Here is a 15,473-nt window from a genome sequence, read left to right on the forward strand (position 1 = left end):
GGTAGATGGTCAGCGGCCGGTCGACGGGCGGTTACTCCTCGCGGGACTCCGAGAGGTGCGACCAGATTTCGGTACAGCCCGCACCGTCTTCGAGGTCTTTGAGGTGAGCCGTGGGGTCTTCTTCGTCTACCTCAGTCGACGACTCGACCTCGGCGTCGGCCTCGCGGTCGCGTTCGGGTTCGAGTTCTGCCTCGCCGGTCATGCGTCGCCCTCCCGTGACGGTTCGAACAGCTCTGGGGCGACGTCGGCGGAGGCGTGTTGTCGGACGGCGGTGCGGTGGTCACTCATCACCACCACGTACCGGGCGGACCCGCATAAGGGAATCCGCACCTGTAATGTGTACCCCCACTCCCGGCTACCGGAACGGGTTGCCCCTACCTCTGACGGCCGATTTCGGCCACAATCGCACGACTACGCCGGAACGACCGCCGGAACGCGCGTCGCGCTCCCCCGCGGGGATTGCGGGCGCCGCCCCGCATAGGTAGCCGGAGCGCGGAGGGTGAGGTATGAGCGTCTCCCTACGCGTCCTCGACGACGGGGCGTGGGTCTCCGTGAACGACGCCAGAGAAGTGAGCGTGAGCGAACTCTGGCGGCTCGACGACCCGTCATTCTGTGGGTGCGAGCTTCCCGACTTCGTCGTCGAGAACGTCCTCGACGTCGGCGCGGACGGCAGAACCGTCTCCGCGAAGGTGTACGGCCAGTGCATCGCCTGCGGCCACGCGGGCGTGCCCGGCTGGGTTCCGGTCGGGAGGCTCCGCGAGGGCGAATTCGTCGATATCGACCGCGAGCGGGTTGTCCTCCCGGTTCGACGCGGCGACGACGACGAATAGGCAACATTCTCCGCTTTTGGGCAGCACCGGGAAGGGTTGACGGTACGCTCGGGGCCTTACGTGGGCACGTATATGGACATTCATACGAATGCCCACGGACGTCGAACGCTGGAAGTCGGAGGTCTACGGTAACGAGATACGAGAGCACCTGCTCGAATTCGCCGAGCAGGGCTGGGACACCATCCCGGAAGACGAGCGAGACGCCTGGTTCGAGCGCTTCAAATGGTGGGGCCTGTACCACCAGCGCAACGGCCAAGAGAGCTACTTCATGATGCGCATCGGGACGCCGAACGGCGTGCTGACGCCCGGCCAGACCGAAGTCGTCGCGGAAGTCGCCGACGAGTACGCCCGCGGCCCGGCCGAGAACCCCATCTTCGGCAACGGCTACGTCGACTGGACGACCCGCCAGTCGATTCAGCTCCACTGGATCAAACTGGAGGACATCCCGGAAATCTTCGAGAAGCTCGAATCGGTCGGTCTCTCGACGCAGCAGGCCTGCGGTGACTCGTGGCGGAACATCGTCGGCTGCCCCGTCGCCGGCAAGGACAAACACGAGCACGTCGACGCGCTCCCCGTCGCGATGGAGCTCAACGAGACGTTCAAAGGCAACGACGACCACTCGAACCTCCCGCGGAAGTGGAAGGTCTCCATCACCGGCTGCCGCGAGGGCTGCGGACAGGGCGACATCAACGACCTCGCGCTCGAACCCGCGACCAAGGAGATAGACGGCGAGGAGACGAAGGGCTTCAACATCCGCATCGGCGGCGGCCTCTCGCGGAACGAGCCGCGGCTCGCCCGCGACATCGACGTGTTCGTGACGCCCGAGCAGGCCGCCGAGGTCTCGGGAGCCATCTCCGCGCTGTTCCGCGAGAACGGCGACCGCGACAACCGCTACAACGCCCGCATCAAGTTCCTGATGGACGAGTGGGGCGCGGAGAAGTTCCGCAACGTCCTCCAGGAGGAGTTCGTCGACTTCGAACTGGAGACCGCCGGCGAAGACCTGCGCTCGGAGTACTCCTACAACTCCGGCTACGCCAACGGCGGCCACGCCGACCACGTCGGCATCCACGAGCAGGCCGACGGCAACTACTACGTCGGGCTCAACGTCCTCGTCGGCCGCATGGGCGTCGACGAGACGAAAGAGCTCGCCCGCGTCGCCGACGAGTACGGCTCCGGCGAGGTTCGCGTCACGCAGCGCCAGAACGTCATCATCACCGACGTGCCCGAAGAGAAGCTCGACGCGCTGCAGGACGAGGAACTCCTCGACCACTACTCGCCCGACCCGCACCCGTTCATGCGCGGCTCTATCGCCTGTACGGGCACCGAGTTCTGTTCGCTCTCCATCGTGGAGACGAAGAACCGGCAGGTCCGCTACGCCCGCTGGCTCAAGGAGAACGTCGAACTCCCCGCGGGCGTCGAGGACTTCCACATCCACCTCTCGGGCTGTACGGCCTCCTGCGCCCAGCCGCAGATTGCGGACATCAGCCTCCGGGGCATGAAGACCCGCAAGGACGGCGAGCCGGTCGAGGCGCTCGACATCGGTCTCGGCGGCGGTCTCGGCGAGAACCCCAACTTCGCCGAGTGGGTCACCCAGCGCGTCCCCGTCGACGAGGTGCCGGGTGCCATCAAGAACCTGCTCGCGAACTTCGAAGCGCGCCGCGAGGGCGACGAGACGTTCCGCGAGTTCGTCGCCCGGACGGACGAGGAAGACCTCGCCGAACTGGTCGAACCCGAAGAGACCAGCTACGAGGACCCGATGATGCACAACACGAAGCGCACGTGGTACCCCTACGCGGAAGACGACTCGATGGACGCGAGTCCCGCGCCGACCCACGGTGACGGCACGCCCATCACGAGCGACGACTGAGCGGGCCCGTCTCGGGACCGATCCGCGTCGGTGACGACTCGCCGCCGCGCTACCTATTTACGACGACGCCGATACTCAATCACAGATGCCAGACCGAATCCTGAAGGTCAACGCCTACACGACGCTGGACCTCGTCGACGCGTCGGCGACGGGTCACGACTTCGAGGAGTCGGCGTTCGCGGTGTGCAACGTCACCTCGCCGCGGAAGCACCCCGACGAGATTACCCTCGAACTCGAACTCGACTGGACGCAGCTCGACGCGCTCCCGCCGCACGCCGACAAACTGACGCTGTCGCCCGAGGAGGCTCGAACCCTCGCGGCCGACCTCGAAAAGCACGCCGACCGCGTCGAAGCCGAACAGCGCGACTGACCGCGGCCCCCCGATTTTCGACGACCGTTCGACGCCCCGAGCGGCGCGACCGCCCGCGCGAGCCCGACGGTTCGTGGCAACACCACCCATGAGAACTTCTATCCCGATTTAGTCAACGAATCGTGTGAATCTGTGTCTCGAATGCTCGAATTGTGTTGCAACAAGCCCAATCGTTAGACATATGCCTTCGGAAGTCGCAGGATGTGTTGTGATACAGACGACGCCCTTACGCCGTCCACGCACCGAGCGTCGACCGCACTCCACCTCCCGCGCCCACCCGGCGAATCGAACGCCGGCCACAGCGCGGGGGGTGGTGGCGTGAGCCGTCACCGGACCCTCGTCCTCTTCGTCGCGGCCGCGGTGCTGTTCGGCACCTCCTTCGTCGGCATCAAGGCCGCCATCGGCTCGGTCCCGCCGGTGCTCTTTGCGGCCTTCCGCGTCGACGTCGCCGCCGTCGTCCTCCTGACGCTCGTCGCCGTCCGCGGCGGCTACTGGCTCCCGCGGACCCGCGCGGACGCGCTCGGCATCCTCGCCAGCGCCGCGTTCGTCCTCGGGGCGAACAACGTGTTCCTGTTCCTCGGCCAGCAGCACGCGACGACGGGCGCGGCGGCCGTCATGTACAGCATCATGCCCGTGGCCTCCCCGGTGTTCGCCGTCTTGCTCCTCGACGACGCGCGCATCTCCGCGGTCGACGCCGCCGGCATCCTGCTCGGACTCGTCGGCGTCGTCGTCATCGTCGGCCCCGAGAGCGTCCTCGGCGGCGGGAGCGTCGGACAGGCGCTCATCGTCTGTTCGGCGCTGTCGGTCGCCTTCGGGACTGTGCTGCTCAAGCGCGTTGGCCCCTCTATCGGAACGCTCCCGCAGACCGCGTGGGCGATGGCGGCCGCCGCCGTCGGCATCCACGCCGCCAGCCTCGGTCTCGGCGAATCAATCGCGCAGGTCGCGTGGTCGCCGGAACTCGTCGCCGCGATTCTCTACGTCGGCATGCCCGCGACCGCCGCGGCCTACCCGGTCTACTTCGCGCTCCTCGCGGAGGCCGGCCCGGTCCGCGGCAACCTCGTCGCCTACGCGATGCCTGTCGTCGCCACCGTCACCGGCTGGGCGTTCCTCGGTGAGTCCGTCTCGCCGGCGACCGTCCTCGGCTTCGGGGTCATCCTCTCGGGGTTCATCTTGGTCCAGCGCGACAGCGTGGCCCGGGTGGTCGGCCTGCGGGGAAGCGTCCCCGCGGAAGCTGAATAAGCGAAGAGAACAGCATAGAACAGAACTCGAAACGCGGACCGATTTCAGGCCGCGACCCGCCGCCGGACCGCGACGGCGACCGACACCAGCGTCTCCTTTTTCATCGCCGCGAAGCCGAAGAAGATGGCTCCGAAGCCGACGAGCGCCGTCGTGTCGATGACGTGTCCGAGGAGCGCCCAGCTCATGAGCGCCGCGACCACGGGCTCGACGTAGCCGATGAGGTTGAGTTCGGTCGGCCCGAGGCGGTCTAAGAGTTCGAAGTAGAGGAGGAACGCCACCGCGCCGGAGACGAGCGTCAGGTAGAGGAACGACGCGATGCCGGCGGGGGCGAACTCGATGGTCGAAAGCGACTCGCCGCGGACGAGTGCCCAGCCGTGAAGCAGGACACCGCCACCGAGCATCGACCACGCCTGCATCGACTGGACCGGGAGGTCGCTCCGGAGCGGGCGGGTGAGGACCGCACCGAGGGCGAACGACACCGCCGCGAGGAAGATGAGGACGATGCCGAGTCCCTGCGCCGACCCGGAGGACCCCGAGAACGCCGAGACCGGGTCGGCGACGAGCACGGCACCGGCGAAACCGGCGAACAGGCCGAGCGTCCCGGTCTTCCCCAGTGACCCCTCGGTGAGGATGGCCGAGGCGAAGACCGCAGTCAGGATGGGCGAGAGGCTGATGATGATAGAGGCCACCGCGCCGGGGACGTGTTCCTGTCCGAGGTAGAGCAGGCCGTGGTAGGCGGCGATGATGAACACCGCGCCGATGGCCGTCGCGAGCAGTTCGTCTCTGGTCTCGGGTCGCCAGCGGTCGGTGGAGTAGCAGGCGTACACCAGCATCACGAGCCCCGCGAGTTCGTAGCGGAGCGCGGCGAAAGAGAGCGTCGGGAAGAACTCCAAGCCGACCTCGATGGCGACGAACGAGGTGCCCCACATCGCCGCGAGCGCGACGAAAAGCAGGGGCGTCGTCGGAATGTTTCTCCAAGTGGTTCGCGTCATGGTCGAATCTGTTTCAGTTCTCAGAGACACATCTTGTTAAATCCTTCTACAAGAGATTGGGTTTGAATTGAATTTTAGAGGAACGATTCGTGGTTTTGCTGTTCTAAAGTTTCTATAATTCGTGATGATTCGAGAGCTCGAGAGAGGTGGCGAAAACGGCGGACAGAACAAGGACTTACGTCACCGACCGCAACGAGAGGGTATGGACGAACGCGACGTGCGCCTGTTGAAGGCCATCGCGGACCTCGGGACGGGCAGTCCCGAGAAGCTACACGAAGCGACAGACATCCCTGTGTCGACCATCCACTACCGCCTGAACAACCTGAAGGACGACGGCGTCATCGAGAACGACCTCTACGACATCGACCTAGAGGCGTTCGGACTCGGCGTCACCGTGGTCGTGGAGGTGCTGGCGGACTACAGCGGGTCGTACGAGGAAGTCGGGAACAAACTGCTGGAGATAGAGGGCGTCACGCAGCTCTACTTCACCATGGGCGAGACGGACTTCATCGTCGTCGCCCACCTCGCGGACTCCGACCGCGTGGAGCGCCTCATCAGCGACTTCGAGGCGACGCCGGAGGTCGAGCGGACGAACTCGACGTTCGTCATCTCCGCGATGCGCGACAGCCACCGGGCGCTCCAGAGCTACACGCTGGAGACGCTCCTCGACGAGCTCGGCATCGAGGACTGAGAATCGGCCGGGGACGTATCACGGTTCGTCGCGTACTATCGACCATGTCGAACGACGTGCGAACGTGGCTGGTCGAACGGACCTACTCGGACGACGAACAGAACATCATCATCCTCGTGTACGCGACCACCGACGGGACGCGCTACCACCGCAAAGAGCGCTCGCTGACGAGTTTCGAGTCCGACGTGCGCGACACCTACGCCGCCGTCGACGTGCCCGAGGACGAACTGGGCCGCGTCTCCGACGAGGAGACGAGAGCGGCGTACGCGGCCGCCGCGACCGAGATGGCCGAGTCGCACGAGCCGACCGACACGGTCTGAGAGCGTCGCGGTCGGCTCAGTCCGCCGACGCGAGCGGGAGCGAGACGACGACGACCGTGCCGGTCGGCTCGTTGTCCTCGAAGTGAATCTCGCCGCCGAACGAGTCGACCAGTTGGTGGACGAGGTAGAGTCCGAGGCCGGTGCCGGTACTCTCCAGTCCCTTTTCGCCCTTCCCGAAGACGACCGACTTCCGCGCGTCGGGGATACCCGAACCGTCGTCGGCGATGCGGATGACCGCCATGTCGGCGTCGTCGTCCACGGTCGCCGAGACGGTGACGACGGTGCTGCCGTCGTTGTGCTGGACGGCGTTGTTGAAGAGGTTACCGAGCACCGACGCGATGAGCGGGTTCGCGCGCACCGCCACGTCGGGTATCTCGCCGTCGACCTCGAACGTCGCGTGCGGGAACGCCTCGCGGCGGACCGCGAGTTCGCGCTCGACGGCGTTCACGAGCGACATCGGGCGCGTCTCGACGCCGCCGCCGCTCATCGTCTCCATCAGGTCGCGGGCGACCTCGGTTATCTCGATGGTGTGGCGACCCGTCGAGAGGATGCGCGAGAGGATGTCCGCGCCCTCTCCGTCGACGTGTTCTCGGAGTAGCTCCGCCCAGCCGACGACGACGGCCATGTCGTTTCGGATGTCGTGGCGGACGATTCGGTTGAGCGCCTCCAGTTCGGCGTTCGTCCGTTCGAGTTCGCGCTCGCGGGTGCGGCGGGCGGTCACGTCCTGAATCGTCCCTCTGAGCGCCGCCACGCGCCCGTCGCGGATGACGGGCTCGCCGCGGGTGCGGACCCACAGCTCAGACCCCTCCGCGGTCACCAGTCGGTACTCGTCTTCCCACGGGATGCCCTCGGACCGACAGCGGTCCAACAGCTCGCGGACCCGGTCTCGCTCCTCGGCGGCGTAGAACTCGATGGCGTCGTCGACGTTCGGCTCGTAGTCGAGCGGCACCTCGTGGATGCGCTTGGTCTGGTCGGTCCACGCCAGCGTGTCGGTCGTGAGGTCGAGCTCCCAGCCGCCGACCTTCGAGATGCGCTGGGTGCGTTCGAGGAAGTCACGGCTCCGTTCGAGTTCGTCCTCGCGCGCCTTCTGCTCGGAGAGGCTCTGGAAGACGATGACGTTGCGGTCGCCTTCGAGGGACGTGATGGAGAACCGAACCGGGACGAGCTCGTCGTCGGGCCGGCGAATCGCCACCTCGCCCTGCCACTTGCCGTCGGCTTCGAGCGCGGGCGGAATCGTCTCTCTGAGCCGTTCGAGCTCCGACTCGTCGTGGAGGTGATTCCAGCCCGTCCCGAGCATCGACTCGGGGTCCGAGTAGCCGCAGATGTCGGCCGCGGTCTCGTTGACGTACGTGTGCCGGTCGTTCTCGGTGATGGTGACGCCGGCGTCGACGGCGTCGACCGCGCCCTTGAACGCCTCGAGGTCGCGTTCGCGCCGGCGCTCTTCGGTCACGTCCTCGACCGTCGAGATGAGTCGGTCCCGCCCCGATATCTCGGCGACGGTGAGGCTGACGCGAATCCAGACGGTGTCGCCCGACGCGTTCTCGATGGGCCACGTGAAGACGGACCCGCCCTCCTCGCGGGCGGTCTCGACCTCGTCGAGGGCGCGTTCGTCGTCGTAGCCGGGGAGGTCCGCGGTCACGTGCGTCGGACTCGTGTCGATGACCGCCGCGCGGCCGACGCCGAGGATGTCCAGGTAGTGCTGATTGATGTCGACGAGTTCGAGCGTTTCGAGGTTTCGAACCGCGAGACCGACGTTGACGGCCTCGAAGAGCGCGCGGTGGTCGAGCGAGCCGACGGTGTTCCGGGCGGCGTCGTAGACGACGCGGCCGAGGTTGTCGAGGTCGTGTTCGTCGGGGGCGGGCCGCTCGAACGAGACGAGCGGAACGCCGTCGACCCGCAGCTTCGAGACGAGCGGCTGACCCTCCGAGTCCGTGATCCCAGTGGAGACGACGAGACAGTCGATACGAGCGCGTTCGAGTTCCGCGTGGACCGCGTCGAGGTCGTCGACGGCCGAGACGCGGACGTCGGTCGTCGCGTCGCCGATCGAATCGGGGAGCTCGGTCGCGAGACGCTCGCGAACGGCGGCGTCCTCGCTGACGACGAGGACAGTCAACCGACCAGGCATACCGGCGAGAAGAGAGCGAGGTTCAAGTATGAACCGACAGCTGTCGGTTCGGAATCACGAGCCGCGGTCCGACCGACCGTCGGACTCGCCCGCGTCGAAGATTCCAAAGTTCGGGCGAGGAGAAACCGACGAAATCGAACCTTCATCCCCCGTCGGACCCGAAGCGTCGAAGCGACAATCGACCTAAACGTGGAGCGCGTACTGACACCTGTGGGGCGGACACCACCGCCTCGGTGAACACCATGACGACGACAAACGACTCGACGCGACTCGCGGGCATCGTCCTGCTCGCGCTGGCCGCGCTGTTCGCGCTCCCCGTCCTCTTCGGGATGGCCGGCCTCGGCGGCGGCATGCCGATGGGGTGGGGCGGCGGCTGGATGCACGACACGTGGATGCACGGCGGAACCGGCGGGACCGTCCCGTGGTGGATGTGGGGGATGGGACTGTTCGGCCAACTGCTCGTCCTCGCGGCCGTCGTCGGCGGCGGCGTCCTCCTGTTCCGCGCCCTGCGCGGCGGGAGCGACGACGCGCTCGACGAACTCCGCCGGGCCTACGCCCGCGGTGACATCGACGACGAGGAGTTCGACCGCCGCCGCGAGCGACTCGAACGCGACTGACGCGTCGAAACTCGGGACAGTCGCCGCGTTGCAGGCGAAACGAAGGGGTTCGGCCGGATAGCGGTCGGCGAAAGGCGGTCGGCGAGAAGCGGTCCCGGGGAGTCGGCGCGCGGCCGCCTCCGTCGGAGAGAGTGCGCGCGCCGACCGCAACGACTATAATTATTTAGGCCAACCTAAAACCATGAGTTCGGATTCATCCGATGGGTCGTTCGGTTCGTTCCTCGGTCGCTTTCGGTCGCGGCGAACGCGACTTCGCGTGTCCGCGTGCGTCGCCGCGAGCCGGTCGATAGCGGTCCCGGAGACGGACGACGAGCGCGACTGAGCGCCGGAGACCGGCGACGTCGGGTCGCTCCGCGCTGGTCGCCGCGCGCCTCAGACCTCGACCGTCGCTCCGATTTCTGGAGCCGCGGCCTCGTAGCCGTCGGCCCGGAGTTCCTCGGCGAACGTCGCACAGCGGTCGCCGTGGTTCACGAACACCGGCGCGCCGCGGTAGTCGTCGAGAAACGACAGGAGCCCGTGCCGGTCGGCGTGGGCGGAGAAGTCGTACATCTCGGCGCGGGCGGCCACGGGGACGACCCCGCCGTTGAGTTCGCACCGGCCGCGCTCGACCAGTTCTCTGCCCGGCGTCCCCTCGACCTGATAGCCGGTGAGACAGATTTTGTTCGTCGGGTCTCGCCGAATCTCGGGGATGTACGTCATCGCCGGCCCGCCCGAGAGCATCCCGCTCGTCGTCACGATGACCGAGTTCTGCCGGGCGATGCGCTTTCGCTGACCGTCTCGACCCGAGACGATTCGCGCGTTCGACTTCGCCCGCTTGAGCGCCGCGGCGTCGCGGACGTAGTCGGGGTGGTTCCGGAGCATCCGCAGCACGCGCGTCCCCATGCCGTCGACGTAGCAGTCGATGTCGTGGGCGTCGAGCACCATGAGAATCTCCTGGGTCCGGCCGATGGCGAACGCGGGGACGACGACGGTGCCGCCCTCCCAGACGGTCGTCCGCACCGACTCCACGAAGCGCTCTTCGACGGTCGCGCGGTCGTCGTGTTCCACGTCGGAGTAGGTGGACTCGCAGATGACCACGTCGGCGTCCGGGCGGTCGGTCGTGCCCGAGACCAACCGCTGGTCGTCGGTGTGGAAGTCGGCGCTGTAGAGCAGACGCGTCTCCCCGTCGTCGACGAGGACGTGGGCGCTGCCGGGGATGTGCCCGGCGTTGTAGAACGTGACCTCGTGGCCGGCGGCCTCGAACGGCTCGCCGTAGTCGTGGTGTTCCGACTGCTGGGTCATCCGCCGGACGTGCGTCTCGGTGAACGGGCAGTTGTAGCTCCCGCCGTGGAGTTTGAGCGTGTCGCGCGCGAGCGTCCGGGCGAGTTCGTCGGTCGGCGGCGTCCAATGGACCGCCGGCCAGTCGTCGCCAGAGAGGAGCGAGGGGACCGTCCCGACGTGGTCGAGGTGGCCGTGCGAGACGACGACGGCGTCGGGGTCGACGGAGCCGACGGGGAACTGCGGGGGGTTCCCGGTCAGCATCCCGTAATCGAGCAGCAGCGAGTCGTTGACGAGAATCGCGCTGCGCCCGACCTCCTCGGCCCCGCCGAGGAACTGGAGTTTCATTGCCGGCAGTACCGACCGGAGGGGCTTTTGCTCGTCGGTCCCGCCGCACTCGACGCTTTTCACGCCGGCCGCCGTCTCCCGAGGTGTGACCGGCTCCGACCCCGAATCCGACCGCGGTGGCGACGACCTCGAACCAGACACCGAGGCCGACCGCGACGACCTCGACCGACTGGTGACGACGCTCCACGACCGACTCGCCGCGACGGCGACCCGCCCCGTCCGCGAGGAGGCGAGCCGGTGGCTCGGCGAGGCGGAGGCCGTCGCGGGCGACCTCGCGGTCGGCCCGCTCCCGGACGACGAGGTGGTTCGGAGGCGACTCGGCCACGTCGAACACCTGCTGTCGAACGTCGGCGAAACCGAAGACGAGGCGGCGGACGAACACGTCGCGTCGGCGCGGGCGGCGCTGGCCGACGCGCTGGCGACGCTCGGTGACGGCGGCGGCGAGTGAGTTTGGGGAGACAAAGAGAGGCGAGACGGGAACTGCGAGAGATACACAGCGAAGCGCGGGGACCGAAAGAAACGCGCGCGCTTCCCGGCGCTCAGTTCGAGAACCACTCCCTCGCGGTCGAGGCGAGGATGGAGAGGTCTTCGAACTTGAGCATGCGGAACATGGCGAGGGGACTGCCGCCGTTGGCGGCGTCCAACTGCTCGTTGGGGAGGCGATGGAGGTCTTCGAGCAGTTTGTCGTAGCGCTCGTTGGAGGCGCGGTAGAGCATCTCCGTCATGAACAGACGGTTTTTGACCTTCGGCGCGACGCGCTCGTGCCACAGTTGGTCGTAGATGGCGAGTTCGGACGCGGAGGTGTCGCGCTCGGAGTTCGTGAGCGCGCGGTCGGCGGTCGCCGCCGCGACCCGGCCCGAGCGCATGCACTTGTCGATGCCCTCGCCCCACAGCGGGTCGACGGTCGGCACCGTGTCGCCGATGGCCATGAAGTTGTCCGTGCTCATGCGGCCCGGAAGCTGGATGTGTGCGGAGCCGCGGTGCTGTTTGCCCGCGATGCGCTCCGCGTTCGCGAAGCGCGGGTCGGTGTCGAGCCAGTACTGGAGGTAGTCGTCGATGGTGTAGCCCGACTTGGCGTTGTGGCGGTGTCCCTCGTTTTGGATGTAGCAGACGCCGACCTTCGCGGTGTCGCCGCCGGTGTGGAATATCCACGAGTAGCCGCCGGGCGCGATGTCGTGGTCGAGCCGAAGCATCATCGCGTCGGTGAGGTCGCCGTAGCCCTCGGGCGCGAGGTCCATGCCCTCGAACTCGAACTCGATGCCGATAGCCTGCTTCTGTCGGTTGAGGTCGCACACGTCGAGGGCCTTGGCGAGCGGCGCGCTCGGTCCGGTCGCGTCGATGACGATGTCGGCGTACACTTCCTTGTCGCCGTTGTACCGGACGCCGACGATTTCGCCGCCCTCCATGATCGGCTTGGAGACGCGCGCGTCGAAGCGGTACTCCGCGCCGTCGGCTTCCGCCTCGTCGACGAGCCAGTTCTTGAAGTCCGCGAACTCGAGGACCGCACCGGGCTGGTGCCGGTAGTAATGGTGGTTCGGGGACTCCAAGACGACATCGTCGGTGAAGTTCATCACGACCTCGTCGGGGATGTTGAACGAGGCCATCGCCGACGGGAACGTCCCGGCGGTCGACTTGTTGCTTCTGGAGGGGAACTCGTCTTCGGACTCGGTTTCGAGGACGCACACGTCGTAGCCTCGGGCGGCGAGGTCTCGTGCCGCCTGTCCACCTGCAGGGCCCGCGCCTGCGATAATCACGTCGTAGTTGTCTGTCATTGTAGAGTAGGCATCACCGGTAGGGTTGGTCGTACGCGTTACACACCCTTTCTGTAACAAGCGTGTAATCTGCTTTGGTTTTGAACGGTCGGAAATACGGGGGCGTTCGACGTATCCCGACCGCTCAAAGGCGACAGATACGGCGGAGAGACGGCGGACGATGGAGGGCGCGACACGTCGCTCGACACGGGGAGAGACGGTGGCAAACGCGGCCACGGCGCGGCTAAAACTCGGGTCAGGCTTTCGGGATGCGGCGGACTTGGAACTCGCGGTAGCCGCCGTAGGCGGCTTCGAGCGCCCCGAGCCACCAGTTCCAGCGCGTCGCGGGGCCGCCCTCCGGCGCGTCGCGCATGTTCCGCACGATTTCGTCGCCCGTGAGCGCCGCGCCGCGGTCGGCTTCGGCCTGCCCCGAGTCGGCGAGGTCGCGGGCTTGACGCGCGACGACCCGACGCTCCGCATCGGTGCCGCCGAACTCGGCGAGCGCGTCGCGGAACGACTCCTCGTCGAAGGCGGCGTGGGCGTCACCGTGCCTATCGGTGGGAATCACGACTGCTCCTACGGGGGCCGTCCCAAAGAAGGACTCGGCCGATTCGACCGGGCGAGAACCGTCGTTTTCGGCGCGAAGCGCGCCGGCGCGGGCGACGGCGCTACGTCCACCACTCGCTCCGGCGCTCGTTGTACGTCGCGTTCCGGAACGGCTCTGGCTTTTCGTCGTCGGCCTCCGCGCCGAGGTAGTGTGCGGTCCAGTAGCCGACGTGCCAGCCGACGGCTTCGGTGTCGAGGTCGACGAGGATGACCCGATAGCTACCGTACGTCTCTAACGCGCCGTCGCCGTCCGGGTCGTAGCCGCTGACGGCGGCACAGGAGACCGCGCCCGGGGCGCACGGCGAGGAGTCAGCAAAGGAGATGCGAACCTCGGCGTCCGCCGGGTCGTCCACGTAGGTGTAGGTGAGGTTGTCGGGCATCCCCGGCGCGCCGTCGGCGAAGTAATCGAGGGCGTGACGGACCTGCTCGCGGGCCGCGTCGGGGTCCGAGGCGTTCGCGTCGTCGACGTAGACCGTGAAGTTCGGGTCGTCCCACGGGAACGCCTTCTCGGTCGCGTTCGTCCGCGGGAGCGTGTAGAGGATGCCCGTGGCGTTCATCAGGGCCGCGGGCTCGTCGCCGTGGGCGAGACCGAGCGTGTGGCCCAGTTCGTGTTCGATGATTTCGACCGTCGAGTCGTCGCTGAACCCGGTTCGGATGTAGACGGTCTCGGGGCGGTCAATCTGCCGGGCGTCGGTGATGTGCGGCGCGCAGCCGACCGCGTCGGCCTGTCCGCTACACTCGGGGATGGTGTCGGAAAAGCGGACCACCATGTCCGGGTCGCGGGCGTCGGCGTCGACCTCGTAGTCGACCTCGTAGCCGAGGTACCGCGCGTCGTTCGCCTCCCAGAACGTCGTCGCCTCGCTCACGAGCGCGGCGTAGTCGCGGTCGTTGGCGGCGGCCTCGACGGCGACGACGACCGGCTCGGAGCCCCACGGACCGTAGCCGGAGGCGGGCGTGAACGTCTCTGTCGGCTCGGGCGTCGGCTCGGGCGTCGGCGACGCGGTGGGCGTTGCAGTCGCGGTCGCTGACGGAGCCGTAGTCGAGACTGCGGTCGACGGCGTTTCGGTGGTCGCCGCGGTCGGAGCGGTCGTCGAAGTCGTCGCGTCGTCTCCCGGCGACACCGGCGCGGCACAGCCGGCGAGGACGACGAGCGCCGCGACGAGGAGGGTCGAACCGCGCATACCGAGACTGCGGTGGCGAACGGTCAAGAGCGTTTCCCGACGCCGCGACCCGACCGACGGCGCGGCCGCTCGGGCGTTCGAAAGCGGCTGAGAGGAGTAAGCCCCCTTCTGTTCGTCCCAGCATTCGGCTCAGCGTCCGCGTCCTTCTCGGGGCGAGCCCCGAGGGCGCGACGGGCGAACCCGACGCGCCGTCCGAACTACCTTCGCGGCGCGGACTTGCACCGGTGAGGATTCGCCGTTCCATCCGTTCTCGACCGTCAGAGATGGCGACGCCATCTCACTCCCTCTGCGGGTTAACTCCCTTCCCTTACGGGTCGGTTCGCACGCGGACGAGTCTCCCGTCCGCGCCGGCGACGGCGGAGCCGTCGCGCGCGCATCATCGGTCAAGTCGAGCGGTCTCGTTTCTGTTCCAGCGCCAGCCGTCTCCGACTCCGGGCTTGCGCCCGGTCACCCGTTCGGACGGTGGGGGGACTTTCCTCATGCCCGTCTCGGGCACGGGAACTGGGCTCTCTCTGCCGACCTACCCTAGTCCGGTCGGTCGGATAAGCGGTTCGATTAACGGGGTCATACGCGGGTTTAGTCGCCCGTTATTTGGCACCGATTCTACATAACAACCCGATAACATTCGAGGGAAGCGTTGAAGTCACCACAGGACTTGAATGATAATATGTCCGAGGCGCAGACCGTACACCTCACCTACGAGGATGGGGCGCGGGCGGTCGAACTAGCGCGGGAATCGGTCGAATCGTACGTTCTTCACGGACAGAGAGAGCAACCGGGCAGCATGCGCGACGCATTTTACGCCCGAACCGGGGCGTTTGTCCGCATCAAGTCGACACGTGGGCGCGGTCGACTGCGGGGCTGTGCGGGCGCGTATCGGGGGAAAGACCAGCTCGGTCACGCCATCGTCGACGCGGCCATCAAGGCCGCGTCGGGCGACTCGTGCCAAACCGAAATCGAAGCACCCGAACTCCCGAATCTGAACATCTCTGTTTGTATCGTCAACAATTACACGCTGACTAACGACCCAGTCGCCGACATCGAACTCGGCACGCACGGGGTCGCCATCGACGCCGGCGGCACCCACGGCTGGATGTACCCGACCCTGCCCATCGAGCTCGGCTGGTCGAAAGAGGAGTTCCTCACGAACGCCTGTCGCAAGGCCGGCCTGTCGCCGCTGGCGTGGCAGGACGACGACACCATGATCACCCTGTTCGAAGGGCAGGTCTTCCGCGAGCGCGACGACGGCGGGAGCGTCGAAGCGCTGTAAGTCGTCGCG

General features: G+C 67.2%; 17 protein-coding genes and 1 other RNA gene. 10 read left to right on the forward strand and 8 right to left on the reverse strand.

Annotated features, from left to right (window positions below):
- Positions 1-31: 31 nt before the first annotated feature.
- A complete protein-coding gene (locus tag DEQ92_RS23940; protein WP_004976435.1) occupies positions 32-202 on the reverse strand; it encodes a hypothetical protein in 171 nt (56 codons plus the stop codon).
- A 304-nt stretch (positions 203-506) separates the two neighbouring features.
- Between DEQ92_RS23940 and DEQ92_RS15635 the strand changes: the two genes are divergently transcribed.
- From DEQ92_RS15635 to DEQ92_RS15650, 4 genes are all read left to right on the forward strand, one after another.
- Positions 507-830 (forward strand): hypothetical protein, encoded by a 324-nt coding sequence (locus tag DEQ92_RS15635; RefSeq protein WP_004976436.1) that lies wholly within the window; start codon positions 507-509, stop codon positions 828-830.
- Positions 831-918: 88 nt separating this feature from the next.
- Positions 919-2,697, forward strand: a complete 1,779-nt coding sequence (locus DEQ92_RS15640; protein ID WP_050459232.1) for a nitrite/sulfite reductase — start codon at positions 919-921, stop codon at positions 2,695-2,697.
- Between the two features lie 85 nt (positions 2,698-2,782).
- Entirely contained in the window at positions 2,783-3,067 is a 285-nt protein-coding gene (locus DEQ92_RS15645; protein ID WP_004976438.1) for a DUF6360 family protein, read from the forward strand.
- A gap of 318 nt (positions 3,068-3,385) precedes the next feature.
- Complete coding sequence (locus DEQ92_RS15650) at positions 3,386-4,306, forward strand: DMT family transporter (RefSeq protein ID WP_004976439.1); 921 nt, start codon at positions 3,386-3,388, stop codon at positions 4,304-4,306.
- Positions 4,307-4,350: 44 nt separating this feature from the next.
- Here the strand turns inward: DEQ92_RS15650 and DEQ92_RS15655 are convergent, their stop codons facing one another.
- Positions 4,351-5,298: a DMT family transporter gene (locus tag DEQ92_RS15655; RefSeq protein ID WP_115805380.1), complete on the reverse strand. Its 948-nt coding sequence runs from the start codon at positions 5,296-5,298 to the stop codon at positions 4,351-4,353.
- A 202-nt stretch (positions 5,299-5,500) separates the two neighbouring features.
- Between DEQ92_RS15655 and DEQ92_RS15660 the strand changes: the two genes are divergently transcribed.
- Together DEQ92_RS15660 and DEQ92_RS15665 are read left to right on the forward strand one after the other, a co-directional pair.
- Complete coding sequence (locus DEQ92_RS15660) at positions 5,501-5,989, forward strand: Lrp/AsnC family transcriptional regulator (protein ID WP_004976442.1); 489 nt, start codon at positions 5,501-5,503, stop codon at positions 5,987-5,989.
- A 44-nt stretch (positions 5,990-6,033) separates the two neighbouring features.
- Entirely contained in the window at positions 6,034-6,309 is a 276-nt protein-coding gene (locus DEQ92_RS15665) for a hypothetical protein (RefSeq protein ID WP_004976443.1), read from the forward strand.
- 16 nt (positions 6,310-6,325) lie between these two features.
- Here the strand turns inward: DEQ92_RS15665 and DEQ92_RS15670 are convergent, their stop codons facing one another.
- Positions 6,326-8,434, reverse strand: coding sequence for a PAS domain-containing sensor histidine kinase (locus DEQ92_RS15670; protein ID WP_049905173.1), 2,109 nt, complete (start codon positions 8,432-8,434; stop codon positions 6,326-6,328).
- Between the two features lie 242 nt (positions 8,435-8,676).
- Here DEQ92_RS15670 and DEQ92_RS15675 point away from each other — a divergent pair, with 242 nt between their 5' ends.
- Both DEQ92_RS15675 and DEQ92_RS23945 read left to right on the forward strand, forming a co-directional pair.
- Positions 8,677-9,051 (forward strand): SHOCT domain-containing protein, encoded by a 375-nt coding sequence (locus tag DEQ92_RS15675; protein ID WP_004976445.1) that lies wholly within the window; start codon positions 8,677-8,679, stop codon positions 9,049-9,051.
- Positions 9,052-9,232: 181 nt separating this feature from the next.
- Positions 9,233-9,373 carry a hypothetical protein gene (locus DEQ92_RS23945; RefSeq protein WP_004976446.1) on the forward strand — a complete coding sequence of 47 codons (141 nt, stop codon included), beginning with the start codon at positions 9,233-9,235 and terminating at the stop codon, positions 9,371-9,373.
- Between the two features lie 50 nt (positions 9,374-9,423).
- Here DEQ92_RS23945 and DEQ92_RS15680 read toward each other — a convergent pair whose 3' ends face one another.
- Complete coding sequence (locus DEQ92_RS15680; RefSeq protein WP_004976447.1) at positions 9,424-10,656, reverse strand: MBL fold metallo-hydrolase; 1,233 nt, start codon at positions 10,654-10,656, stop codon at positions 9,424-9,426.
- A gap of 85 nt (positions 10,657-10,741) precedes the next feature.
- Here DEQ92_RS15680 and DEQ92_RS15685 point away from each other — a divergent pair, with 85 nt between their 5' ends.
- A complete protein-coding gene (locus DEQ92_RS15685) occupies positions 10,742-11,104 on the forward strand; it encodes a hypothetical protein (RefSeq protein WP_004976448.1) in 363 nt (120 codons plus the stop codon).
- A gap of 91 nt (positions 11,105-11,195) precedes the next feature.
- On the opposite strand, the gene DEQ92_RS15690 is transcribed toward DEQ92_RS15685, so the two are convergent.
- The 4 genes from DEQ92_RS15690 to rnpB all read right to left on the reverse strand — a co-directional run bounded on the left by DEQ92_RS15690 (position 11,196) and on the right by rnpB (position 14,711).
- A complete protein-coding gene (locus DEQ92_RS15690) occupies positions 11,196-12,428 on the reverse strand; it encodes a digeranylgeranylglycerophospholipid reductase (RefSeq protein ID WP_004976449.1) in 1,233 nt (410 codons plus the stop codon).
- A 235-nt stretch (positions 12,429-12,663) separates the two neighbouring features.
- Positions 12,664-12,975, reverse strand: a complete 312-nt coding sequence (locus DEQ92_RS15695; RefSeq protein WP_004976450.1) for a hypothetical protein — start codon at positions 12,973-12,975, stop codon at positions 12,664-12,666.
- A 100-nt stretch (positions 12,976-13,075) separates the two neighbouring features.
- Positions 13,076-14,194 carry a matrixin gene (locus DEQ92_RS15700; protein ID WP_115821111.1) on the reverse strand — a complete coding sequence of 373 codons (1,119 nt, stop codon included), beginning with the start codon at positions 14,192-14,194 and terminating at the stop codon, positions 13,076-13,078.
- 85 nt (positions 14,195-14,279) lie between these two features.
- Positions 14,280-14,711: RNase P RNA component (gene rnpB, locus DEQ92_RS15705), an RNA gene on the reverse strand.
- A gap of 150 nt (positions 14,712-14,861) precedes the next feature.
- Here rnpB and DEQ92_RS15710 point away from each other — a divergent pair.
- On the forward strand, positions 14,862-15,464 hold the full coding sequence (locus tag DEQ92_RS15710) for a TIGR00296 family protein (RefSeq protein ID WP_004976452.1): 603 nt from the start codon (positions 14,862-14,864) through the stop codon (positions 15,462-15,464).
- Positions 15,465-15,473: the final 9 nt, after the last annotated feature.

The sequence above is a fragment of the Haloferax sp. Atlit-6N genome (genome assembly GCF_003383195.1).
In the GTDB taxonomy this organism is placed as follows: Archaea; Halobacteriota; Halobacteria; order Halobacteriales; family Haloferacaceae; genus Haloferax; species Haloferax gibbonsii.

Excerpts from the sequence above, each read along its gene's own strand:
- DEQ92_RS23945 (WP_004976446.1), top strand. The coding sequence starts at position 9,233 with ATGAGTTCGGATTCATCCGATGGGTCGTTCGGTTCGTTCCTCGGTCGC.
- DEQ92_RS15700 (WP_115821111.1), bottom strand. The coding sequence starts at position 14,194 with ATGCGCGGTTCGACCCTCCTCGTCGCGGCGCTCGTCGTCCTCGCCGGC.
- DEQ92_RS15675 (WP_004976445.1), top strand. The coding sequence starts at position 8,677 with ATGACGACGACAAACGACTCGACGCGACTCGCGGGCATCGTCCTGCTC.
- DEQ92_RS15680 (WP_004976447.1), bottom strand. The coding sequence starts at position 10,656 with ATGAAACTCCAGTTCCTCGGCGGGGCCGAGGAGGTCGGGCGCAGCGCG.
- DEQ92_RS15670 (WP_049905173.1), bottom strand. The coding sequence starts at position 8,434 with ATGCCTGGTCGGTTGACTGTCCTCGTCGTCAGCGAGGACGCCGCCGTT.
- DEQ92_RS15665 (WP_004976443.1), top strand. The coding sequence starts at position 6,034 with ATGTCGAACGACGTGCGAACGTGGCTGGTCGAACGGACCTACTCGGAC.
- DEQ92_RS15655 (WP_115805380.1), bottom strand. The coding sequence starts at position 5,298 with ATGACGCGAACCACTTGGAGAAACATTCCGACGACGCCCCTGCTTTTC.
- DEQ92_RS15690 (WP_004976449.1), bottom strand. The coding sequence starts at position 12,428 with ATGACAGACAACTACGACGTGATTATCGCAGGCGCGGGCCCTGCAGGT.
- DEQ92_RS15645 (WP_004976438.1), top strand. The coding sequence starts at position 2,783 with ATGCCAGACCGAATCCTGAAGGTCAACGCCTACACGACGCTGGACCTC.
- DEQ92_RS15660 (WP_004976442.1), top strand. The coding sequence starts at position 5,501 with ATGGACGAACGCGACGTGCGCCTGTTGAAGGCCATCGCGGACCTCGGG.
- DEQ92_RS15635 (WP_004976436.1), top strand. The coding sequence starts at position 507 with ATGAGCGTCTCCCTACGCGTCCTCGACGACGGGGCGTGGGTCTCCGTG.
- DEQ92_RS23940 (WP_004976435.1), bottom strand. The coding sequence starts at position 202 with ATGACCGGCGAGGCAGAACTCGAACCCGAACGCGACCGCGAGGCCGAC.
- DEQ92_RS15710 (WP_004976452.1), top strand. The coding sequence starts at position 14,862 with ATGTCCGAGGCGCAGACCGTACACCTCACCTACGAGGATGGGGCGCGG.
- DEQ92_RS15640 (WP_050459232.1), top strand. The coding sequence starts at position 919 with ATGCCCACGGACGTCGAACGCTGGAAGTCGGAGGTCTACGGTAACGAG.